Consider the following 21007-nt stretch of genomic DNA (forward strand, 5'->3'; position numbering starts at 1 on the left):
CGCTCGCGGCTTGCTATGCTGCGGTCCGAATGACGGACACGGGCTACCGGGAGCAAGCCGTGCGCGACGACCATCTTCCCCCTGCCCCGCCACATCCCGTGGCGGCGGCTGACGCTCACCCCCCGCAGATGATCGCGCGGCTGGTCGAGGAGGTGGGCGTGCGCAAGGCCAATCTCGCGCCGGTGCCGATGGTCATGCTGGGCGGGCTCGCGGGCGTCTTCATCGCCTTCGGGGGGATGCTGGCGACGCTGGTGCTCACCGATCCGGTGCTGGGATATGGCCTCACGCGCTGGGTGGCGGGGATCGCCTTCTCGCTGGGCCTGATCCTCGTGGTGGTGGCGGGGGCGGAGCTGTTCACCGGCAACAACCTGATCGTCATGGCCTGGGCCGACCGGAAGGTGACGACGCTGCGCCTGCTGCGCGCCTGGGCCATCGTGTGGGCCGCGAACTTCGCGGGCTCGCTGGCCGCGGCGCTCGCGGTCTGGCTCTCTGGCGTCTACGGGACGGGTGAGGGCTCGGTCGCGGCGACCGCGATCCGCATCGCCGAGGCGAAGGCGGCCCTCGGGCCCGTCGAGGCGCTGGTGCGCGGCATCCTGTGCAACGCGCTGGTCTGCCTCGCCGTCTGGCTCGCAATGGCCTCGCACACGGTGACCGACCGAATCCTCGCGGTGATCTTCCCGGTCGCGGCCTTCGTGGCGCTGGGCTTCGAGCACTCGGTCGCCAACATGTACCTCATCCCGGCGGGCTGGCTGCATGGGGCCGCCGTCACGGCGGGCGGCTTCCTCGGCAACATGCTGTGGGTCACGCTGGGCAACGTGATCGGCGGCGGCGTCCTGGTCGCGGGCGTCTACTGGGCGGTCTACCTGCGCCCGGCGCGCTGAGCGGTCAGGCCACCTGCGTGCGTCGGAACGGCGAGGCCGGATAGACGCCGAGGATCTTCACGCGCTTGGTGAAAAAATCGAGCTCCTCCATCGCCAACCGGACCGACCTGTGCTCGGGGTGGCCCTCGATGTCGGCATAGAACTGGGTCGCGGTGAACGAGCCGCCGACCATGTAGCTTTCCAGCTTGATCATGTTGACGCCGTTCGTCGCGAACCCGCCCATCGCCTTGTAGAGAGCGGCCGGCACGTTCCTGACCTCGAACACGAACGAGGTGATCGCGTCGCCGCCCAGCGGGTCGGCCTCGATCTTCTGGCGCGACATGACCAGGAATCGCGTCGTGTTGTGCTTGGCGTCCTCGATGTCCTCGGCCAGCACCTCGAGCCCGTAGACTTCGCCCGCCAGCCGCGAGGCGATCGCGGCACGCCCCGGGTGGTCGTCCTCGGCCACCTGCTTCGCGCTGCCCGCGGTGTCGCCACCGGTCACCGCCCTGATCCCGTGCTCCTTGAGGAACATGCGGCACTGGCCCAGCGCGACGGTGTGGCTCTGCGCCTCGCGCACGTCCTCGAGCTTCATGCCCTGCCTGCCCAGCAGTTGCAGCCGGATCGGCACGAAATGCTCGCCGATGATGTAGAGCCCCGACTCGGGCAGCAGGTGATGCAGGTCGGCGACCCGCCCGTAGAGCGAGTTCTCCACCGGCATCATCGCCAGCCGGGCCGCGCCGCCCCTTACGGCCGCGATCGCGTCCTCGAAAGTGGCGCAGGGCAAGGGCTCCATCGCCGGATAGACCTCGCGGCAGGCCTGGTGCGAGAAGGCGCCGATCTCGCCCTGGAAGGCGATTCTGCCCGTCAGCTCCGTGTTCATCCCACCCCTCCCGCGCCATGCCCGGCGCGTCCACCACCCGAAAAACCTCTCCTCAGGCGTTTGGTCGCGGCTTATACGGCTTGGCAAGCCCTTGGGGAAGGCGCTATTCAGCCCCGCAAACGGCTATGCCCTGCGACGGGCGATGGAGGATGTGAGACCCATGGATTCAGGCGAGTTCAACAAGATCGCTGGCGCCGTGCTCGGCGCGTTCCTGCTCTTCCTGCTGCTGGGCTTCTTCTCCGAGCAGATCTACGGCGTCGGGCATGACGAGGTGCTTGCCTACGCCGTCGAGATCGAGGGCGCCGAGACCGCCGGGGCCGAAACCGAGACCGTCGACCTCGCGGCTCTGGTGGCCTCGGCCGACGCGGCGGCGGGCGAGAAGCTGTTCAAGCAGTGCAGCGCCTGCCACAAGATGGAGGAAGGCGCGAACGCCGTCGGCCCCTATCTCTGGGGCGTCGTCGGCCGCGACATCGCGGCGGCGTCGGGCTTCAGCTACTCCGAGGCGCTGAGCTCCAAGGACGGCGTCTGGGACCTCGAGCACCTCAGCGCCTTCCTCGAGAACCCCAAGGGCTACGCGCCGGGCACCAAGATGGCCTATGGCGGCATGAAGAAGCCGCAGGACCGGGTGAACCTGATCGCCTGGCTCAACGAGGCCGACGGCTCGCCGATCGAGCTCGCCGCCGCGCCCGCTGAGACCGCGACCGATGCCGCCGAAGCGGCTGGCGCCGCGGCAGAGACCGCCGGTGAGCAAGCGGCGACCGCGGCCGAAACCGCGACCGAAGCCGTGAGCGAGGCGGCTGGCGCCGCCGCCGGAGCGGTGGTCGAGGCCGCGGGCGAGGCGGCCGAGGCCGTGCAGGGCGCGGCCGAAACCGCCGTGGCCGCCGCGACCGGCGCTTTCGCCGACGCCTCGGCCGAGGACGGCGCCAAGGTCTTCAACAAGTGCAAGGCCTGCCACACGCTCGAGCAGGGCAAGAACCGCGTGGGCCCCTATCTCTGGGGCGTCGTCGGCCGCCCGGTGGCCAGCGCCGAGGGCTTCTCCTACTCCGACGCGCTCAAGGGCGTGGGCGGTGAATGGACCGCCGCACAGCTCGACGCCTTCCTCGCCGACCCGAAGGGCTTCGCGCCGGGCAACAAGATGTCCTTCGCGGGCGTCAAGGATGCCGAGGACCGCGCCGACCTGATCGTCTACCTCAACGAGGCCGACGGCAGCCCCGCGCCGCTGGAATAACTCCGCTCCCGAGGCACTTCCGGACCGCGCCGCAACGAACATTGCGGCGCGGTTTCATATTTTTAATCCGCCGCGACGGGCGCCTCAGCTTGAAACCCCCCCGCCTTCGCCCTAACCGTAAGGGCGGGCGAACGACATGGGGTCAGCATGCGCTGGACACGGCGGAAGTTCGGACAGATCGGCCTTGGCATGGCGGCGGCGAGCCTCATGCCGCGCCTTGCGGCGGCGCAGGCGGCCGACGGCATCATCCGCGCCCATGGCGTGTCTGCCTTCGGCGACCTCAAGTATCCCGAGGGCTTTGCCCATTACGACTACGTGAACCCCGCGGCGCCCAAGGGTGGCACCTTCTCGACCGGCGGCGGGCCCGGCACGTTCGACAGCCTCAACCCCTTCATCCTCAAGGGCAACCCGGCGACGCTGACCGGCCTCACCTTCGACTCGCTGATGGACAGCGCGGCGGACGAGCCGGATTCGATGTACGGCCTCGTCGCCCGGTCGATCGAATACCCCGAGGACCGGATGTGGGCCGCCTTCGAACTGCGCCCGGAGGCCACCTTCGCTGACGGCAGTCCCGTCACCGCCGAGGACGTGGCGCTCTCCTTCAACATACGGCGAGAGAAGGGCCACCCCTCGTTCCGCCTGCAATACGCGGCCGTCACGGGCGTGACCGTCGAGGGGCCGCACCGCGTGCGCTTCGACTTCGACCCGAACGCCGCGCGGCGCGACCTGCCGATGGCCGTCGCTGGCCTGCCGGTGATGTCGGCGAAGTGGTGGGAGGGGCGCGACTTCGCCGCATCGAGCCTCACGCCCATCCTCGGCTCGGGCCCCTACCGAGTCGAGAGCGCCGACCCCGGCCGCGTCATCACCTATGCCCTGCGCGACGATTACTGGGGCAAGGACCTGCCGGTGAACCGCGGCCGCTGGAACTACCAGCGCATCAGCTTCGAGTACTACCGCGACCGCTCGGCCAGCTTCGAGGCGTTCAAGGCCGGGAAGTTCCTGTTCAACGAGGAATTCTGGTCCAAGCAATGGGCCACGGGCTACGATTTCCCGGCGCTCGCGCGCGGCGACGTGGTGCGCGAGACCCTGCCCGACAACCGTCCCTCGGGCACGCAGGGCTACTGGTTCAACCTGCGCCGAGCGAAGTTCGCCGACCCCCGCGTGCGCAAGGCCATCGCGATCTGCTTCGACTTCGAGTGGTCGAACAAGACGCTGTTCTACGATCTCTACACCCGCACCGACAGCTTCTTCGAGGGCGGCCCGATGGAGGCGTCGGGCCTGCCCACCCCAGGCGAGACCGCGCTGCTCGAGCGCCTCGCCGCCGAGCTGCCGCCCGACCTGCCCGAGGACGTCTTCGGCCCCGCCTACGTCCCGCCCGTCACCGACGGCTCGGGCCGTAACCGGCGCGCCTTGCGCGAGGCGGCCGAGCTTCTGGACGCCGCCGGCTGGACCATCGTGGACGGCAAGCGGCGCAACGCCGCGGGCGAGCTTCTGGAGATCGAGTTCCTCGACGCCTCATCGGCCTTCGAGCGGATCACCGTGCCCTATATCCGCAATCTCGAGCGTATCGGCATCGCGGCGACGAACCGGGTGATCGACCCCGCACAGTATCGCCAGCGTATGGACGATTTCGACTTCGACATCACCACCGACCGCAAGGTGATGTCGCTGACGCCCGGTGTCGAGCTGCGGGACTACTTCCATTCCTCGAGCGCGAATTCGCCAGGCTCGGACAACACCGCGGGCGTGGCCAACCCCGCCGTCGACCGCCTGATCGACATCGTCGAGCGCGCCGAGGATCGCGACACCCTCACCGACGCCGTGCGCGCGCTCGACCGGCTGCTGAGGGCGATGCACATCTGGGTGCCGCAGTGGTCCAAGGCCTCGCACCACATCGCCTACTGGGACATCTACGACCGGCCCGAGGTGAAGCCCGACTTCAGCCTGGGCAATTTCGACCTTTGGTGGGTCGATCCAGCGAAGTTCGCCCGCCTCAAAGACCGGATCGGGGGCTGAGGCCCGCATGGGAGCCTACATCCTTCGCCGCCTGCTGCTGATCATCCCCACGCTGCTGGGGATCATGGCGTTGAATTTCCTGATCATCCAGTTCACGCCGGGCGGGCCGGTCGAGCAGATCCTCGTCCAGATCGACGAGGGCGCCCATGGCGGCGGCGCGACCGAGCGCTTCACCGGCGGCGGCGAGGGGACGGGCGGCAGCACGGGCACCGCGGCCGGCGCAGGCGAAAGCAGCTATCGCGGTGCTCAGGGCCTCGACCCGGACTTCATCAAGGAACTCGAGCGCCAGTTCGGCCTCGACAAGCCGCCGCTCGAACGATTCGGCATCATGGTCTGGAACTACCTGCGCTTCGACTTCGGCGAGAGCTTCTACCGATCGGTCTCGGTCATCGACCTGATCCTCGAGAAGATGCCGGTCTCGATCTCGCTGGGACTGTGGACCACGCTGATCTCGTATCTGGTGTCGATCCCGCTCGGCATCGCCAAGGCGGTGCGCGACGGCTCGCGCTTCGACGCGGTGACCTCGGGCGTGATCATCGCGGCCTACGCGATCCCCGGGTTCCTGTTCGCGGTGATCCTGCTGGTGTTCTTCGCCGGCGGCTCCTACGTGCAGTGGTTCCCGCTGAGGGGCCTCACGTCCGAGAACTGGGAGAGCCTCAGCCTGTGGGGCAAGCTGGTCGATTACCTGTGGCACATCGTGCTGCCGGTGAGCGCCATGATGATCTCGGGCTTTGCGACGCTGACGCTGCTCACCAAGAACTCGTTCCTCGACGAGATCCGCAAGCAATACGTGATGACCGCCCGCGCCAAGGGCCTTTCCGAGCGCGGCGTGCTCTACGGCCATGTCTTCCGCAACGCCATGCTGATCGTGATCGCGGGCTTTCCGGGCGCGTTCGTGTCGATCTTCTTCACCGGCGCGCTGTTCGTCGAGACGGTGTTCTCGCTCGACGGTCTGGGTTTGCTGGGCTTCGAGTCGGTGGTCAACCGCGACTATCCGGTGGTGCTGGGCACGCTCTACCTGTTCGGGCTGATGGGGCTGGTGGTGAAGCTGATCTCGGACCTCACCTATGTCTGGATCGACCCGCGCATCGACTTCGAGCGGCGGGAGGGCTGAGATGGAGGCCCCTGCCCCCGCTATCCCCGCCCCTGCGCGCGGCCTGTTCACGCTCTCGCCGCTCAACCGGCGCCGCGTGCGGAACTTCCGCGCGAACCGCCGGGCGCTGTGGAGCCTGCGCCTGTTCGGCGTGCTGTTCCTGCTCAGCCTCTGCGCCGAGCTGATCGCCAACGACCGGCCGATCCTGATCCGCTTCCAGGGCGCGCTTCTGTCGCCGCTGATGACCGACTACCCCGAAACCTTCTTCGGCGGCGATTTCGAGACCGCGGCCGTCTATTCCGACCCCGTGGTGCAATGCCTGATCCGCACGGGCGGCAACATCGAGGGCTGCCTCGATCAGGCCGATGGCCTCGGCCCCGCGCCGGTGGCCGAGGGGCAGGCGAAAGGCTGGATCCTCTGGCCGCTCATCCCGTTCAGCTATTCGACCGTGGATTACGAGGTCGCCACCGCCCCATCGTCCCCCGACGCCCGCCACTGGCTTGGCACCGACGACCAGGCCCGCGACGTGCTCGCGCGCGTGATCTACGGCTTTCGGCTCTCGGTCCTGTTCGGCTTCGGAGTCACCGCGCTTTCGGCCATGATCGGAGTCCTGGCAGGGGCGGCGCAGGGGTTCTTCGGCGGCTGGGTCGACCTGACCTTCCAGCGGGTCGAGGAGGTCTGGTCGTCGATGAACACGCTCTACGTGATCCTGATCATCTCGTCCGTGCTGGCGCCGAACCTGTGGGTGATGTTCTTCATCTTCGTGGCCTTCGGCTGGACCGCCATCATCGGCGTCGTGCGGGCCGAGTTCCTGCGCGCCCGCAACTTCGAATACGTGCAGGCGGCGCGCGCGCTGGGCGTGGGCGACTGGCGCATCATGGTGCGCCACCTGCTGCCGAACGCGATGGTGGCGACGCTGACGCTGCTGCCCTTCATGCTGACGGCTTCGATTGGGCTGCTCGCGGGGCTAGACTTCCTCGGCTTCGGGCTGGGACAGGGCTATCCCTCGCTGGGCGAGCTGGCGTTGCAGGGCAAGAAATACCTGCAGGACCCACATCTTGCGATCACCGCCTTCCTGACCTTCGCGATCATGCTGTCGCTGATGGTCTTCGTGTTCGAGGGCGTGCGCGACGCCTTCGACCCCCGCAAGACCTTCCGGTGAGGGCGCGATGATCGAGACCCTGCTCGAGGTCCGCGACCTCTCGATCACCTTCCGCGCCGAGGGGCGCGAGACCCGTGCGGTGGACGGTGTCTCGCTCACGATCGCGCGGGGCGAGACGCTGGCGCTGGTGGGCGAATCCGGCTCGGGCAAGTCGCTCACCGCGCTCGCCACCGTCAAGCTGCTGCCCGACACGGCCGAGGTCGCGGGCTCGGTGACGTGGCGCGGGCGCGAAATGATCGGCGCCGACGCCCGTACGCTGAGGGACATCCGCGGCAACGACATCAGCTTCGTCTTCCAGGAGCCGATGACCTCGCTCAATCCCCTCCACACCATCGAGAAGCAGATCGGCGAGAGCCTGGCGCTGCACCAGGGCCTCACCGGCATGGCGGCGCGCGAGCGGATCGTCGAGCTTCTCACCAAGGTTGGCATCCGCGACCCCGAGACCCGCCTAGGCGCCTGGCCGCACCAGCTCTCGGGCGGGCAGCGCCAGCGCGTCATGATCGCCATGGCGCTGGCGAACAAGCCTGAACTCCTGATCGCCGACGAGCCCACCACCGCGCTAGACGTGACCATACAGGCGCAGATCCTCGCGCTGTTGGCGGAGCTGAGGCGGGCCGAGGGGCTGTCGATGCTGTTCATCACCCACGACCTCGGCATCGTGCGCCGCGTGGCCGACCGGGTGGCGGTGATGCAGGCGGGCAGGATCGTCGAGACCGGCCCCGTCGCGCAGGTGTTCGACCGCCCTGAGCACCCCTACACTCGGAAGCTTCTCGCCGCCGAGCCCAAGGGCCGCGCGACGCCGCCCGACGACGGCGCCGAGCCCCTGCTGACCGGCGAGCGCGTCCGCGTCTGGTTCCCCATAAAGCGCGGCTTCTTCAAGCGCACGGTGGGCCACATCAAGGCGGTCACCGACATCGACCTCACGCTCAATCGCGGCGAGACCCTGGGCGTGGTGGGCGAATCCGGCTCGGGCAAGACGACGCTCGCGCTCGGCCTCATGCGCCTCATCCCGGCGGGCGGGCGCATCAGTTTCCTCGGTCGCGAGATCCACGACCTTCGCGGCCGCGGGCTCAGGGCGCTGAGGCGCGACATGCAGATCGTGTTCCAGGACCCCTACGGCTCGCTCAGCCCGCGCATGTCGGTGGCGGAGATCATCGCCGAGGGGCTGGGCGTCCATGGCCTGCGCGAGCCGGGGCTCACGGCGCGCGAGGCGGTGGCCCGACAGATGCAGGAAGTCGGCCTCGACCCCGCGATGATGGACCGCTACCCGCACGAGTTCTCGGGCGGCCAGCGCCAGCGCATCGCCATCGCGCGCGCGATGATCCTCAAGCCCGAATTCGTCGTGCTGGACGAGCCGACCTCGGCGCTCGACATGACCGTGCAGACCCAGATCGTCGACCTGCTGCGCGACCTGCAGCGGCGCTACCGGCTGGGATACCTGTTCATCAGCCATGACCTGCGGGTGGTGCGCGCCATGGCGCACCGCATGATCGTCATGCGCGCGGGCGAGGTGGTCGAGAGCGGCACCGCCGACGAGGTGTTCGAGCGCCCCCGCACCGAATATGCCCGCGCGCTGATGGCCGCCGCCTTCAACCTCGAGGCGGTCGAGGGCGCCGTCGCGGACTGACGGCCGGGCTTGACGTTCGCCGTCTGTTCCCGCCATCCTCGCCTTGTTCGGATGGAGGGAAGGCGATGCGCGCTAGCCCAATGACGCCCGAGGCCCCCGGGATCGCCCTTGCCCGCGGTGTCACGCGGATGCTCGCCCAGCGCGGCCTCGCCGCCATCGTCGAGTTTCCCACGACCGACGGGCGGCGCATGGACCTCTGCGCTCTGGGACCGAAGGGCGAGATCTGGTGCGTCGAGGTGAAATCGTCCCGCGCCGACTTCATGTCGGACGCGAAGTGGATCGACTATCTGCCATGGTGCGATCGCTTCTTCTTTGCGGTTCCCGAAAGCTTCCCGGCCGAGATCCTGCCGCCCGACCACGGCCTCATCCTGGCCGACCAATGGGGCGCCGAGGTGATCCGCATGGCCCCGCACGACCCCGTCGCGGCCGCCCGCCGGAAGGCCGTGACACTGCGCTTCGCCCGCATGGCGGCCGAGCGGCTCGTGCGGCTGACCGACCGGTAGGAGCGCCGCTCCAGACACGCAGCCCCGGGCATTCCCGGGACCTTGGCACGTCGCGTTGCCCCGGGCTCGACCCGGGGCCTCCTTGGGGTCATCCCCGTCCCGCAAGGTCCCGGCTCGGGGCCGGGTTGACGATCCGACCTGCCGGTCAGGCGGCGACGAAATGAACCCCCGTGAACCGCCGGCGGAACGCGCCCACCTCGGGCGCCACGCCTTCCGGGTCGTTTCCCAGCGCGCGGCGGATCAGGCGCGCGAGTTCCGGCATGTCGCCCGGCCCCATTCCGGCGCGAACCACCTCGGGCACGCCCAGCCGCAACCCGTTGAGATCGTCCGCGACCGGCGACAGCGGCAGGCCGATGCCGCAGGTCAGGATACTCGCCCGCCGCAAGTGCCGCGCCGCCGCCTGCCCGCCGCCGAGGGGTGCCGCCAGCAACGCGAACTGGTGCGAGCGGGTGGCGACGCCGCCCGGCGCGAACACCTCGACCCCCTCGGCCGCCAGCGCCGCCGCCAGCGCCGCCGCGGTCTCGCGCATCGCTGCGGCATACGCTGTGCCGCAGGCCTTCCAGTCCGCCAGCGTGACCGCCAGCGCCGCCACGCGCCCCGCGTCGAAATTCGCCGTCAGCCCCGGAAACGCGATGGCGTCGAGCCGCCGCGCGAGTTCGGCTTGCGTCGTCACGATCAGGCCGCCCGCCGGACCACCCAGCGACTTGTAGGTGGACATGGTCATCAGATGTGCGCCCTCGGCCAGCGGGTCGGGCCAGGCGCCGCCGGCGATCATGCCGCACAGATGGGCCGCGTCGAACAGCAGGCGCGCGCCCACCTCGTCGGCGATTTCCCGCGCCTCACGAATAGGATGCGGCACGACGTTGAGACTGCCGCCCAGCGTGATCAGCCTGGGCTGCACCCGCCGCGCGAGATCGCGCAGGCCCTCCACATCCACCGTGTAGCCATCCGCGGCGACCGGCGCGCGGTGGATCGCGAGGCCGTAGAGCCCGGCCGCCCCCGCCTCGTGATGCGTCACATGCCCGCCGATCTCGGAGGGCGGCACGATGATCGCGTCCCCCGGCTTCGCACAGGCCATGAAGGCATAGAGGTTCGCAAGCGCCCCCGAGGCCACGCGGACTTCGGCATAGGGCGCGCGGAACACCTCGGAGGCAAGCTCCGCCGCGATCGCCTCGATCCGCTCGATGGCCTCGAGCCCCATCTCGTATTTCTCGCCCGGATAGCCCAGTGACGGGCGCGGGCCCAGCCCCTGCGCCATCAGCGCCTCGGCGCGCGGATTCATCATGTTGGTGGCGGGGTTGAGGTTCACGCACTCCGCCTCGTGGATGCGCCGGTTCCAGGCGGCGAGGCGCTCGATCTCGTCCGCCACGGCGGCGGGGGCGAGGCGCGCCGCGTCTCCGGCAATTTCCTGCACCAGCGTCTCCGCCCGTGCCGGGACCCAATCCCGTCGCGCCAGTCCGGCCATGCCCTGCCCCCTCTCCCCAACCTCGTCCGCGCGATCATGCGCCGGGGATGGGGCTGTGCGCAACCGTGGCCCCGCGCTCGCGGGTGGCTTTCGAATCCGTTCGGGATCAATGCGTTGAGCCTAAGCCCCCGCGTGTGACTCAGGCGTCGCCAGCCGCCTCGAGGCAGCGCGAGGGCGAGAACCCCAGGCGCGCCTGTACATCCCCCCCGCTGCCCGAGCGCATGTCCAGCGTTCCGCCCGCCATCGCGGCCGCCTCTCGCAGCGCGGCGTCGGGCCGGGGCGCCGCCGCGCCTGGCAGCCGGATCTCGGACCGCGCGCGCCGCCGGGCCGCCCGCGCACCCGCCGAAGTCCCGCGGATCGCTACCGCGAGGCCCTGCTCGGCCGTGCCCTCGATGGCGACGCGGACGGCGCCGCCTTCGCCGGCCGCCCGGATCGCGTGGCGCAACAGGTCGTCGATCACGCCGCCGAGGACGGACTCGTCGCTCAGCACCCCCGGCAGCGGGCCGCAGCCTGGCACCGCCAGCGGCTCGAGCGCGACTTCGGCCGCCGCCGCCTCGGCCAGCGCCATCCGGCGTGCCCGGCCAAGCAGGCGGTGCAGATCGACCTCCACGAGGGCCCGCGCATGCCCCCCGTGCCGCCCGACGCGGCGAGGTCCAGCAGGTCCCCCGCGAGCCGCAGCATGCGCCACGACGCGGCGGTGATATCGGCGGCGTGACGCGCGACGCGGTCGGGGCGAGGCTCCAACGCCTCGGCCCGCAGCGCATCGCCCGAGGCGATCAGCGCGCCGAGGGGCGCCTGCATGTCATGGGCGATGCGGGCGGCGTGGGGCGAGACTGACCCATCGCCCGGCGCCGCGCCACGCCCCAGCGCAGCAAAGGCGGCGAGGAGGCGGATCTTGTCCCCGCCCCGCTGGCGCCACAGGCTGACCCTGAACGCGCGCGCCCCGGCGGCCGTCACGAGGGTTGCTGATCCCTCGGCCGCGCCCTCGGCCAGCGCGCGCGCCAGCAGCGCCTCGCCCGCGAGCGGATCGGCGAAGCGGTCGACGAACCGCTCGACCGCATCGCCGAACAGGGCGATGTCGACGGGGCTGCGCTCGCGGCACTGGCCGGCCACGGTCACCGCCGCGAGCGCGATCGGCAGATCGGCGCCCGGCTCCGTCGCGTCGGTCCCTTGGCTCACGCTCTGCATGCTGTCCGACCGGCCCGGCCGTCCGCGGCGGCGCGGTCAGCGCGACCGGTCGCGGCGCGGCGCGGGCGAACCCCGCTTCGCGCCGCCGCGCGTGCCGCGGGCCCGCTCGGCAGCGGCGCGGATCTCCTCGGCGATCTCGAGCGCCTCGTCCGGGTCGAAGTCCATCGGGATCTCGAATCCCTCTCCCTCGACATAGATCCTCACCATCCCGATCGATGTCGGCCCGACCGAAAGGGTCGCTTCGACATCGGATTCCTTGTTCATGCCCATCGTAAGACGCCCCGGCGACCCTGTAATTGTGACGCTTGCGCGAGATGCTACGCCATTCGGTTAATGGATACAGCCCCGATCGCTGAATCCCCGGCGGAGGTCCTTGAAAATTCCCGCGCCCGGCGGTAAAGGGGCCTCCACGTGCCGACGTAGCTCAGTTGGTTAGAGCACCGGATTGTGGATCCGGGGGTCCGGGGTTCAAGTCCCTGCGTCGGTACCATTCCTCCCGCCCTGCCCGCTCCTGCCGCCATGCGTGCCCGGCCCCGCACGTCCGGTCCGAACCGCTGGCGCTGGGTGTGGCACCGAGGGACCGGTCGGGCGACGCGATCACCCCCTTTCATGCGGCGCGGCCGACCGATGCTGTCGCGCCCGCGGCGGGCAGAACCCAGTCCGGCCGATCGCGCTCGCCCCACAGCCAGCCATAGGCCGCGAGCATGCGCCGGGCCATCGCGTCCTCGGAAAAGTCGGCCTCCATCCACGCGCGCCCCCTGCGTCCCATCGCGGTACGCGCCGACGCCGGCAGGTCGAGCGCGGAGGACAGCGCAGCGGCGAGCGCGTCGACGCCGTGCTCGATCCACCATCCGCATCCCTGCGTGTCGAGGTCGGCCCAGGGCGCGCCCCTGGTCGAGATGACCGGGGTTCCGGCCGAAAGGCTCTCTGCCACCGTCATGGCGAAGTTCTCGTTCAGGCTGGGCAGAACGAACAGGTCCGAGGATGCCAGCAGCCGGACCTTGTCCTCGCCGAGCGCTGGCCCGCGCAACTCGACCCGGGCGAGCCCGAGTTTCCGGCTCAGCGCCCGCAGCTCGGCGGCATGACCGCCCTCGTCGGGCCCGACGACCAGCAGGCGCCAGCCGGGATGTCGGTCCTCGATCAGGCCCCAGGCGCGCAGCAGGCGATCGAGGCCCTTCTTGGGATGGATGCGCCCCAGCGAGACGACCGTCCGTCCGGACTTCGGGGCCGAGGCGAGCAGGGCTTCGTCGGGCAGCGCGACGCCGTTCGGGACGACGCAGACCGGTTGGCGGTGGCCGAGGCCGCGGATCTCCTCGGCCTCGGCCTCGCTGGTCGCGTGGAACATGTCGACCTGCGCGAGCGCCCGGCGCTGGAAGGCCAGCCCGAACAGCGCCTTGCGCATGGCCGAGAAGCCGAGCGCGACCGGTGACAGCATCCCGCGCGGCGCGACGACGAACTTCGCGCCCTGCGCGTGGGCTGCCCGGGCGGCGTAGATGTTCGGCATGAGCCAGAGGCCGTGATCGTGGACGATGCTCCAGCGCGTCCCGACCAGCGCGCGCCGCAGCGGCGCCGAGAAGCGCAGCCGCCCCACCAGCGGCCACCCCGCGAAGTCGATGGGGAAGCGGAGGTCGGGATAGGGACAGGCCGGGTCCGCGGAGCCGCCGGCCGAGCAGATCGAGACATCCGCGCCAAGCCGCGCCTGCGCCCGGACGAGCCCCGCGACCGAGTAGGATGGGCCTGCCGTGGGATTGTCGAGCCCCGCGATGACATGGACGATGCCCGCCCCCTCCCGGCCGCGAAACTGACCGTCCTGCGTTGTCTCGCCCGATCTTGCGCGCATCTCCCTCACGGCGCGGGCACGCGGTATCGGGCGGGCAGGCGACGACGGTGCCGCCCGGCGTGGCTTGCGGCTTTTGGCGATGCGGAGAATCTGCTAGCCATGGACTTCCGTTCCTTCCCCGGTTGCGCCCCATTCCCCGCCCGAGGCGCCATGACCGGCCTGCCTGTGAGGCCCGCCTTGTCGGACAACCGGCTTCGCTTCAGACCGATCGCGCGCCTCGACCTTGGCCGCTTCGAGCGGCCCGAGATCCCGGGGAATCCGGGCCTTGGGCGCCGTGCGGCGTGGTATCTGGTCAATGCCCTGTTCTTCCAGGGGGCGATCCTCGGGCTGATCCCGGCCTCGGTCAAATGCACGCTGCTGCGCGCCTTCGGCGCCCGGGTCGGCCGGGGGCTGACCATCAAGCCGCGCGTCTCGATCAAGTCGCCGTGGTTCCTCGAGATCGGCGATCACAGCTGGATCGGCGAGGGCGTCTGGATCGACAACCACACTACCGTGCGGATCGGCGCCAATGTCTGCGTGAGCCAGGGCGTCTACATCTTCACCGGCAATCACGACTGGAACGACCCGCGCTTCGCGTTCTTCTGCGAGCCGGTCGAGATCGGCGAAGGTGCCTGGATCACGGCCTTCCTCAGGATCCCGCCGGGCAGCCGGATTCCGCCGGGAGTCGCGGTGCTCGCCGGCGCCGGGGCGGAAGCGTGACGTACGGTCGGCGCGGCTCCGCCGCGGCCGGTCCCTTGCCACGCGGCTTGCAGGGGCTGGTGCGGGCGGCGCCGGGAACGGCTCAGCGCGCACCATAATACTTGTCGATCGAGCGGTACGAGTAATAGCCGTAGCCGTAGCGCGCCAGCTTCCGGGGATTGATCCGGTTCATCACGATGCCGGTCACGGGCAGGTCGGCCTGCCGGTAGAGCTGGAGCGCCGAGCCCAGCACCTCGCGCGTCGAGACGTTCCACCGGATGGCAAAGACGGTCGCATCGGCGTGGCTCGCGATCAGCCGGGCATCGGGCACCACGAGCACCGGCGGCGTGTCGAGCACGATGAAATCGTAGCGCTTGCGCAGTTCGGCGATCAGGCGCGCGAAGGCGGCCGAGGAGAACACGTCCATCGTGTAGTTCCGCGTCCGCTCGGCGAAGATCACGTCAACCCCGCTGCGCTCGTCGTGATGGATCGCCTCGTCGAGCGCCGTCTCGCCCGAGAGGAGCGCGACGAGTCCCGACTTCGTGCCGCCCGTTGCCGCCGGATCGCCGAAGAACTCCTTCATCACCGGGCGGCGAAGGTCGCATTCGATCAGCACCGTCCGGCGGCGCGCGCGGGCGGCCATCACCGAGAACGAGACCGACAGCGAGCTCTTGCCATCACCGGGCACCGCAGAGTTGAACATCACGACCTGCGGGGGCGTGTCGATGTTCGACAGCATGAGCGTGGCATGCATGTTGCCCACCGCCTCGGCGAAGCGCGAGCCGGGCTGTTCGACCAGCATGTTGACGAGCCGCCGGCGCCCGCGCCCGCTGGATTGCGGCACCTCGGCGATCACGGGGACCGAGGTGATGCGGGCCACGTCCTCGCGCGTCTGGATCCGGGTGTTGAGATACTCGGAGATCAGCACGAACAGGACGGCGAAGACCCCACCCCCCGCGATGGCGAGGAGCATGGTCGACATCTTGTTCGGCGAGGTGGGGATGGGGCGCACCACCGCCTCGGAGAGGACCCGGGCATCCGCCTCCTGCAGACCCTGCTGCACCGAGATCTCGTTCATGCGCTGGAGGAAATACTCGTAGAGCGTCCGCGTCGCCTCGGTCTCCCGCTCGAGCTCCTTGACCTTGATGAGGTCGGCCGACTTGGCCTCGCGCCGCGCCTCGAGGTCGGCGATGGTGCGCTCGAGCAGCGGCAGGTTCTGCGCCGCGTCGCGCGCCTGCTGCGTCGCGCGGTCGAGATCGAGCTGCACGAGGGCCGCGATCGCGTCGACGAGGTCCGCAGGATAGGGCTCGGCCAGGCCATCGAGACGCTGCAGCCGCGAGGCGAGCGCCGGCGAGGGCGCCTCGATCAGGCGGGCCGCCGCGATGGGCTGCCCCTGGGAGAGCAGCCTTTCGACCCCGGCGCGTCCGTCCGAGGCGGCGTCGACCAGCGCCCGCGCCCGGTCGAGGCGGTCGCGCAGCTCCTTGATCTGCCGGCTCTCGGCTTCCAGCGCCTCCTCGCTGAGCACGCTCGACCCGGCCGTGTAGTCGGCGAGGCGCGACTCGGCGTTCTCGAGCCGGACCTTGAGCTCGGCCACGCGGTCCGACAGCCACAGCGCGGCCTGCTCGGCGGCGGTGAACTTGGATTCGAGCTGGTCGAGGATGTACTTCTCGGCCACCGTGTTCGCGATCAGTGTCGATTTCGCGGCGTCCTGCGTCCTGACCGAGATCGCGAACACCGGCGCCCAGTCGTCCGGCGTCACTGTCACTGCGGCGGACAGCAGGTCGACCGCCACAATCGTCGCCAGCCGGGCCTTCTGCTCGGGCGTCAGCTCGGGGACGGCCTCGGGCTCCTCGGCGGGCGAGACCAAGGCGATCAGGCTGCGGATGCCGCCGATCACCAGCGCGATGGGACCCGGCGACTCGGGCGGCACGAGAAGGGGGTTGAATTCGGGGTCGCTGGTCAGATCGAGCGCGGTCACGACCCGCTCCATCAGCGCGCGCGACTCGATGATGTGCGACTGGAGCTTGATGCCCGCGAAGTCGTTCTGCACGCCGGCCACGACCGCATCGAAGCTGACGACGTTTTCCTTGCGGTTGTCGACGGCAACGACCGCCTCGGCGCTGTAGAACGGCGTCGCCACGCTGAGGTAGTAGGCAGCCAGCGCGACCATCAGCGAGGTGATGAGAACGATGGTCCACACCCGGCGCCGCAGGAGCAGCGTTATGCCGCGCAGGTCGAGATCGGCCGACCGATCGCCCGAAGGACCGGGCTCGGGCGTGTTGACGGCCCTGCCCCTCAAAGGCTTGCTCTCGTTCATTCCCACCTTGCTCCCAACGAGCGATTACGCCACGCCTGCCTGCTGAAACCGATACGGCCGCAGTCCACACCCCACAGCGCCGGAAACTACCATGAAGGTCCAGCCGCCACAACCGCCGCACGCGGCGGGCGCCCCGGGCCGGGCGCGCGCTCCTCGCCCTCCCGCGCAACGCCACTTGGGGCGCGCCTAGGTTCCGGCCGAGACCTGGGCAAGGGAGTTCCTCGATGCGAATGAAGGACTGGCTCGATCGGCGCCCCTGCGCCGTGAGTTTTGGGCGGCGCGGTGGCGGCTTCACGGCATTGCAACGCGACGCGCAGGCGGTGTTCCTGATCTCGGACAGCGGCGACACGGTCGAGATCCCGACCGCGGGCGATGGCCTGGCCGGCGTTCTGGACGCGCCGGGCCGCGCCAAGATGGATCTGCTGGTGACCGCGGGCAGCGGCCGGGCGAGCGCCGCCACTGCCGGGACGGCGGGCGGCCTCGAGGTCCCCGCCACGATCGGGCGGCTCGATCTCGGCGGCGTGGGGCTGCATCCCGTGGCCTACCGCCGAGCGCCAGCCGAGCCCGCGCACGCGCTGAAGCTGCGCACCATGGATCGCCACCTGCCGGACGGCAGCACCGACGCGGCGAATGGCGGCTGGTGGGAGATCGTCGAGGACCCGCAGGGTGTGAACGTGGTCGCCGCCGGCGCCGATCCGTCTGGCGTGGCGGACAGCACGGCGGCATTCGCCGCGGCCCTTGCGGTGTCGGGCCGGATCTACGGGCCGGCGGGCACCTACCGTCTGCGCGGACTTAACCTCGACGGCACGCGCCGCAAGCTGAGCTTTGCCGATGCGCGGCTGGTCAACGACTTCGGCGACGGCGCGCCGATGTTCGTGATGGCCGCGTCGGCGAGTTTCCTCGACAGCGCCATCGAGGCCGAGTCGCTGACCTGCACCTCGGGCGCGGGCGCGATGTTCGACGTCCGCGGCGTGGTCTCCCGCCTCGGCGTCACGGTGCGCAACATCATCCAGAACAGCAACGCGGCGACGATCACCAACGCCTCGGCGCCCGCCACCGCGCAGATGTTCCACGCGACATGGCGCGTGCAGTTCTGGGACGCGGCCGCGTCCAACACCGTGAGCGTGATCGACTGGTCGGGCCCGGGGAACCGCTTCAACGCCAACCGCTTCGACGTGCGGCGCTGCGACGGCGTGTCGGTGCCCTGGGCACGGATCGAGACCACCGACACGAACCGGTTCAAGGGCCTCGTCTTCGAGGGGTTCCAGCTCGAGCTTTGCGATCACGGCTGGCTGCGGCTGGGCGGATGCGCGCATGTCGCCATCCGTGACGTGGTGTCGTTCGACAACGGCACGATCGACGCCCCTCTGGTCGAGATCGCCGACAGCCCCGGAGGGGCGACACCCGTGAACCTGTCGGTGAACGGGCTGTTCCGTGCCGGAGGGGTGCTTGCGGGCACCTCGGACATCCTGATTTCGGCCGCGTCGGCACGCGGCGTCGCGATAGAGCGCTGCGGCGCCGAGACGGCCGCGAGCGGCTTCCGGATCGATCTCGGCAACAACACCCGCACGAGCCTACGAGAGCTGACCTTCGCCACCGTCGTCAACGACCCATCGGGCGGCAACCTGCGGCTCAACCATCGTGACTGGGACACCAGTCTGAGCGGCATCAAGACGCCGGCGCTGGTGGTTCCGCATGGGACGCTTGCCTCGGACCGGCAGGTGATTGCGAACGGCACAATCGCCTATGACGGCCGCAGCGGGATCATCATCGACACCGAGGGCAATGCCGCGACCGATGACCTCGACACGATCGACGTCACGAACGCGCCGAACGGAACGCTCGTGTTCCTTGGCACCTTCGTCGACACCCGCGACGTGGTGGTGAAGCACAACACCGGGAACATCGTGCTCAAGGCCGGGTCGGATACAACCCTGGCCTCGCGCTCGCAGCTCGTGACGCTGCGCTACAATGCCGGCGTCGCGCGGTGGATCGAGGTCTGACGCCTCAGGGATTGGGGTCCGCCCAGGCGGTGCGCCGCGGCGCGCCGTCCGGGTGCCCCTCCGCGCCGGCCTCGGGCCCGGCGTCGGCGCCGGCAGGCCCGGATTGCCGGCGCGTGCGCTGGGGAAGGACGTGTTCCTTCTGATACCAGAAGAACATCATCAGTCCGATCAGCGTGCCCGGCCCCGGAATCCCCGAGCCCACGGTGAACGAGCGGATGACGAAGATCAGCAGCAGCGCCACGAATACGCCGGAGCGCTCGAACTTCCAGGTCTTGAGCGCCGTGTAGACGATCCAGAGAATGATCGCGGTGGCGATCAGGAAGCCATAGACGCCCGAAGTGAGCGCGGTGTCGAAAATGAAGTTGTGCGGCGAGCCGTCGATCATGGCGCGCGGCACCGGCTCGAAGAAATGCGACAGGAACAGCAGGATCGAGTCGCCGAGATAGTCCGAGCGCGACTCGAACGAGCGCTCCTCGCTAAGGCGCGCGATGGTCAGCGGCAGAAGCTTGATGAAGGCTGCCGCGGAAATAACCAGAATGACGAAGAAAATCGTGAACTTGAGAATGCTGAAGCGAGGGATTCGCAAGGTCTGGATGCCAACCAGGGTCACCCCTGTCGCGAGACAGAGCCAGGACGAGCGGCTCTGCATGAGAAAGACGATGAAGATCAGGCCGACGACGAGGACGATCCTCGCCGTCGAGATCCCATGCAGCTTGATGTCGAAGATCGCGAGCAGCGCGCAAACCACGAAGACCATCGAGATCGTGTGGCGCAGCACCGCGGCGAACTCGACCCCCTCGGCGTAGAGCACGCCACGATTGCCGAACAGGTTGAAGATGATGAGGTCGGGATTCCCGGTCTGGATCGCGGCGGTGACGATGCCGCTGACGGTGAGCGGCGACAGCCCCGAGAGGACGAAGATCCCGAACAGGAAGCCGCCCAGCGCCGACCAGCCGAACATGGAGAAGCTGGGGGCGCGGCCCGACTGCATCGTCGCGTTCAGGTTGCCCACGATGCACAACGCCGAGGCGAAGTAGAACGTGAAGCGGATGACGACGATCCTGTCCCAGTTCGTCGCGGCGGTTGCGGCGCCCAGGAACCCCGTTAACGCCCAGGCGGCAAACAGCATGAAGATGACGATGTTGTTCTCGATGATCCGGCCGACCTCGAGCAGGGCCCGCGCGCTCAGGGCGGTGAAGCCGATCAGGATGAGGAACAGCAGTTGAAAAAGGCGCGTGTCCTCGACCAGCGGCGCCGGAATCCAGTACATGCCAAGCGCGGCGAACAGAAGGTAGAGATAGCCGAGGCGGAGCGTGCGCAGCATGGTCCTCTATACCTCGGGATAGCCGGCGAGGGCGAGCGCCGCGCCGAAGTCGTCCCGGAACCGGCGCTGCAACGCCTCGGGCATCTCGCCGCGCCAGCCGCCGACGCTGGCCTTGCGGCGCAGCCGGGTGAGGTTGTCGACCGGCCCAGTGCTCCGCGAGACCTGGCGGTGCAGCGCATTGCGCTCGACGGCGAAGTCGATGACGAAGTTCTCGGGGGCAGGCATGCCGAGATCCCTGATCGCCCGGCGCAGCGTCGCGTGGGGATCGCTGCGGAGCGCCTCGAAGCGGATCACTGCGGGCGCCCGGCCCGCCTCCGGCGTCAGCCAGTTGCGGACATGCTCGCCCCAGTTCGCGCGCGAGCCGGAGGGACGCCTGCGCCATTCGTCGTAGAAGCGCGTCATCCGCGCCTCGACCGGGGACGCCGCGTCGCCAAGGCTGGGGTGAAAGCGCAGCACCCGCCGCGCCAAGGCGCCGTCCCCCTCGACCGCCGAGACGCAGTGCCAGAAATGCGAGACGAATACATCCCGCCCGTCCCGCAGCACGTAGGCCACGGGAATCCCGCGGATCGGGGTCGCGCTGTGGGTCTGGAGGATCGCGGGGAAGGTCACGGGGAACATGGCGTGGCGCGGGACGGGAAGCTGCAGGCAGTCGGCCAGTAGGTCGCGCGTCCAGTTGACGCCGGAGCGGGGGAACTCGGCCAGCATGACGAACGGGCAGAGCCCCGGCGCATGCTGCGCGAGCATGTCGTTCAGCCGGGCCGACGACATGACCATCGCAGCGCGCAGTCGAGCCAGCATCGCGTTGCCCATCCCGTTCCCC

18 protein-coding genes and 1 tRNA gene are annotated in these 21007 nt (G+C 69.7%); 10 read left to right on the forward strand and 9 right to left on the reverse strand.

Annotated features, from left to right (window positions below; translation table 11 throughout):
- Positions 1 to 59 precede the first annotated feature (59 nt).
- Positions 60 to 881 carry a formate/nitrite transporter family protein gene (locus M1105_RS17650; RefSeq protein WP_249581705.1) on the forward strand — a complete coding sequence of 274 codons (822 nt, stop codon included), beginning with the start codon at positions 60 to 62 and terminating at the stop codon, positions 879 to 881.
- A gap of 4 nt (positions 882 to 885) precedes the next feature.
- Here the strand turns inward: M1105_RS17650 and M1105_RS17655 are convergent, their stop codons facing one another.
- Complete coding sequence (locus M1105_RS17655) at positions 886 to 1731, reverse strand: prephenate dehydratase (RefSeq protein ID WP_249581766.1); 846 nt, start codon at positions 1729 to 1731, stop codon at positions 886 to 888.
- A 172-nt stretch (positions 1732 to 1903) separates the two neighbouring features.
- On the opposite strand from M1105_RS17655, the gene M1105_RS17660 reads away from it, so the two are divergent.
- From M1105_RS17660 to M1105_RS17685, 6 genes are all read left to right on the forward strand, one after another.
- Positions 1904 to 2971: a c-type cytochrome gene (locus M1105_RS17660; RefSeq protein ID WP_249581706.1), complete on the forward strand. Its 1068-nt coding sequence runs from the start codon at positions 1904 to 1906 to the stop codon at positions 2969 to 2971.
- Positions 2972 to 3118: 147 nt separating this feature from the next.
- Positions 3119 to 4987, forward strand: a complete 1869-nt coding sequence (locus tag M1105_RS17665) for an extracellular solute-binding protein (RefSeq protein ID WP_249581707.1) — start codon at positions 3119 to 3121, stop codon at positions 4985 to 4987.
- Between the two features lie 7 nt (positions 4988 to 4994).
- Positions 4995 to 6101 carry a microcin C ABC transporter permease YejB gene (locus tag M1105_RS17670; protein WP_249581708.1) on the forward strand — a complete coding sequence of 369 codons (1107 nt, stop codon included), beginning with the start codon at positions 4995 to 4997 and terminating at the stop codon, positions 6099 to 6101.
- A 1-nt stretch (position 6102) separates the two neighbouring features.
- Positions 6103 to 7242 carry an ABC transporter permease gene (locus M1105_RS17675; protein WP_249581709.1) on the forward strand — a complete coding sequence of 380 codons (1140 nt, stop codon included), beginning with the start codon at positions 6103 to 6105 and terminating at the stop codon, positions 7240 to 7242.
- Between the two features lie 7 nt (positions 7243 to 7249).
- Entirely contained in the window at positions 7250 to 8869 is a 1620-nt protein-coding gene (locus M1105_RS17680; RefSeq protein WP_249581710.1) for an ABC transporter ATP-binding protein, read from the forward strand.
- A 65-nt stretch (positions 8870 to 8934) separates the two neighbouring features.
- Complete coding sequence (locus tag M1105_RS17685; protein ID WP_264759708.1) at positions 8935 to 9372, forward strand: MmcB family DNA repair protein; 438 nt, start codon at positions 8935 to 8937, stop codon at positions 9370 to 9372.
- A 145-nt stretch (positions 9373 to 9517) separates the two neighbouring features.
- Here M1105_RS17685 and M1105_RS17690 read toward each other — a convergent pair whose 3' ends face one another.
- The 4 genes from M1105_RS17690 to M1105_RS17705 form a co-directional block, all read right to left on the reverse strand.
- Positions 9518 to 10837: a serine hydroxymethyltransferase gene (locus M1105_RS17690; protein ID WP_249581711.1), complete on the reverse strand. Its 1320-nt coding sequence runs from the start codon at positions 10835 to 10837 to the stop codon at positions 9518 to 9520.
- Positions 10838 to 10976: 139 nt separating this feature from the next.
- Positions 10977 to 11405: a hypothetical protein gene (locus tag M1105_RS17695; RefSeq protein ID WP_249581712.1), complete on the reverse strand. Its 429-nt coding sequence runs from the start codon at positions 11403 to 11405 to the stop codon at positions 10977 to 10979.
- Complete coding sequence (locus tag M1105_RS17700; protein ID WP_249581713.1) at positions 11321 to 12016, reverse strand: hypothetical protein; 696 nt, start codon at positions 12014 to 12016, stop codon at positions 11321 to 11323. The genes M1105_RS17695 and M1105_RS17700 overlap by 85 nt, the downstream gene beginning before the upstream one ends.
- 45 nt (positions 12017 to 12061) lie before the next feature.
- Entirely contained in the window at positions 12062 to 12289 is a 228-nt protein-coding gene (locus tag M1105_RS17705) for a DUF6324 family protein (protein ID WP_406600641.1), read from the reverse strand.
- A 149-nt stretch (positions 12290 to 12438) separates the two neighbouring features.
- Between M1105_RS17705 and M1105_RS17710 the strand changes: the two genes are divergently transcribed.
- A tRNA-His gene (locus M1105_RS17710) sits at positions 12439 to 12515 on the forward strand.
- A 117-nt stretch (positions 12516 to 12632) separates the two neighbouring features.
- Here the strand turns inward: M1105_RS17710 and M1105_RS17715 are convergent.
- Positions 12633 to 13865 (reverse strand): glycosyltransferase, encoded by a 1233-nt coding sequence (locus M1105_RS17715; RefSeq protein ID WP_249581715.1) that lies wholly within the window; start codon positions 13863 to 13865, stop codon positions 12633 to 12635.
- 150 nt (positions 13866 to 14015) lie between these two features.
- Between M1105_RS17715 and M1105_RS17720 the strand changes: the two genes are divergently transcribed.
- Positions 14016 to 14564, forward strand: a complete 549-nt coding sequence (locus M1105_RS17720; protein ID WP_249581716.1) for an LbetaH domain-containing protein — start codon at positions 14016 to 14018, stop codon at positions 14562 to 14564.
- 82 nt (positions 14565 to 14646) lie between these two features.
- Here the strand turns inward: M1105_RS17720 and M1105_RS17725 are convergent, their stop codons facing one another.
- Complete coding sequence (locus tag M1105_RS17725) at positions 14647 to 16860, reverse strand: GumC family protein (protein WP_249581717.1); 2214 nt, start codon at positions 16858 to 16860, stop codon at positions 14647 to 14649.
- A 224-nt stretch (positions 16861 to 17084) separates the two neighbouring features.
- Here M1105_RS17725 and M1105_RS17730 point away from each other — a divergent pair, with 224 nt between their 5' ends.
- On the forward strand, positions 17085 to 18863 hold the full coding sequence (locus M1105_RS17730; protein ID WP_249581718.1) for a glycosyl hydrolase family 28-related protein: 1779 nt from the start codon (positions 17085 to 17087) through the stop codon (positions 18861 to 18863).
- 4 nt (positions 18864 to 18867) lie between these two features.
- On the opposite strand, the gene M1105_RS17735 is transcribed toward M1105_RS17730, so the two are convergent.
- Together M1105_RS17735 and M1105_RS17740 are read right to left on the reverse strand one after the other, a co-directional pair.
- Positions 18868 to 20187: an O-antigen ligase family protein gene (locus M1105_RS17735; protein ID WP_249581719.1), complete on the reverse strand. Its 1320-nt coding sequence runs from the start codon at positions 20185 to 20187 to the stop codon at positions 18868 to 18870.
- Between the two features lie 6 nt (positions 20188 to 20193).
- On the reverse strand, positions 20194 to 20985 hold the full coding sequence (locus M1105_RS17740) for a sulfotransferase domain-containing protein (protein ID WP_249581720.1): 792 nt from the start codon (positions 20983 to 20985) through the stop codon (positions 20194 to 20196).
- Between the last annotated feature and the right edge of the window lie 22 nt (positions 20986 to 21007).

Source organism: Thermohalobaculum sediminis (assembly GCF_023487995.1).
GTDB classification, from domain to species: domain Bacteria; phylum Pseudomonadota; class Alphaproteobacteria; order Rhodobacterales; family Rhodobacteraceae; genus Thermohalobaculum; species Thermohalobaculum sediminis.

Bases quoted from the DNA above. Each gene is read 5' to 3' on its own strand.
- M1105_RS17660 (WP_249581706.1), top strand. From the start codon at position 1,904: ATGGATTCAGGCGAGTTCAACAAGATCGCTGGCGCCGTGCTCGGCGCG.
- M1105_RS17665 (WP_249581707.1), top strand. From the start codon at position 3,119: ATGCGCTGGACACGGCGGAAGTTCGGACAGATCGGCCTTGGCATGGCG.
- M1105_RS17670 (WP_249581708.1), top strand. From the start codon at position 4,995: ATGGGAGCCTACATCCTTCGCCGCCTGCTGCTGATCATCCCCACGCTG.
- M1105_RS17675 (WP_249581709.1), top strand. From the start codon at position 6,103: ATGGAGGCCCCTGCCCCCGCTATCCCCGCCCCTGCGCGCGGCCTGTTC.
- M1105_RS17680 (WP_249581710.1), top strand. From the start codon at position 7,250: ATGATCGAGACCCTGCTCGAGGTCCGCGACCTCTCGATCACCTTCCGC.
- M1105_RS17685 (WP_264759708.1), top strand. From the start codon at position 8,935: ATGCGCGCTAGCCCAATGACGCCCGAGGCCCCCGGGATCGCCCTTGCC.
- M1105_RS17690 (WP_249581711.1), bottom strand. From the start codon at position 10,837: ATGGCCGGACTGGCGCGACGGGATTGGGTCCCGGCACGGGCGGAGACG.
- M1105_RS17695 (WP_249581712.1), bottom strand. From the start codon at position 11,405: ATGGCGCTGGCCGAGGCGGCGGCGGCCGAAGTCGCGCTCGAGCCGCTG.
- M1105_RS17705 (WP_406600641.1), bottom strand. From the start codon at position 12,289: ATGAACAAGGAATCCGATGTCGAAGCGACCCTTTCGGTCGGGCCGACA.
- M1105_RS17715 (WP_249581715.1), bottom strand. From the start codon at position 13,865: ATGCGCGCAAGATCGGGCGAGACAACGCAGGACGGTCAGTTTCGCGGC.
- M1105_RS17720 (WP_249581716.1), top strand. From the start codon at position 14,016: ATGACCGGCCTGCCTGTGAGGCCCGCCTTGTCGGACAACCGGCTTCGC.
- M1105_RS17725 (WP_249581717.1), bottom strand. From the start codon at position 16,860: ATGAACGAGAGCAAGCCTTTGAGGGGCAGGGCCGTCAACACGCCCGAG.
- M1105_RS17730 (WP_249581718.1), top strand. From the start codon at position 17,085: ATGCGAATGAAGGACTGGCTCGATCGGCGCCCCTGCGCCGTGAGTTTT.
- M1105_RS17735 (WP_249581719.1), bottom strand. From the start codon at position 20,187: ATGCTGCGCACGCTCCGCCTCGGCTATCTCTACCTTCTGTTCGCCGCG.
- M1105_RS17740 (WP_249581720.1), bottom strand. From the start codon at position 20,985: ATGCTGGCTCGACTGCGCGCTGCGATGGTCATGTCGTCGGCCCGGCTG.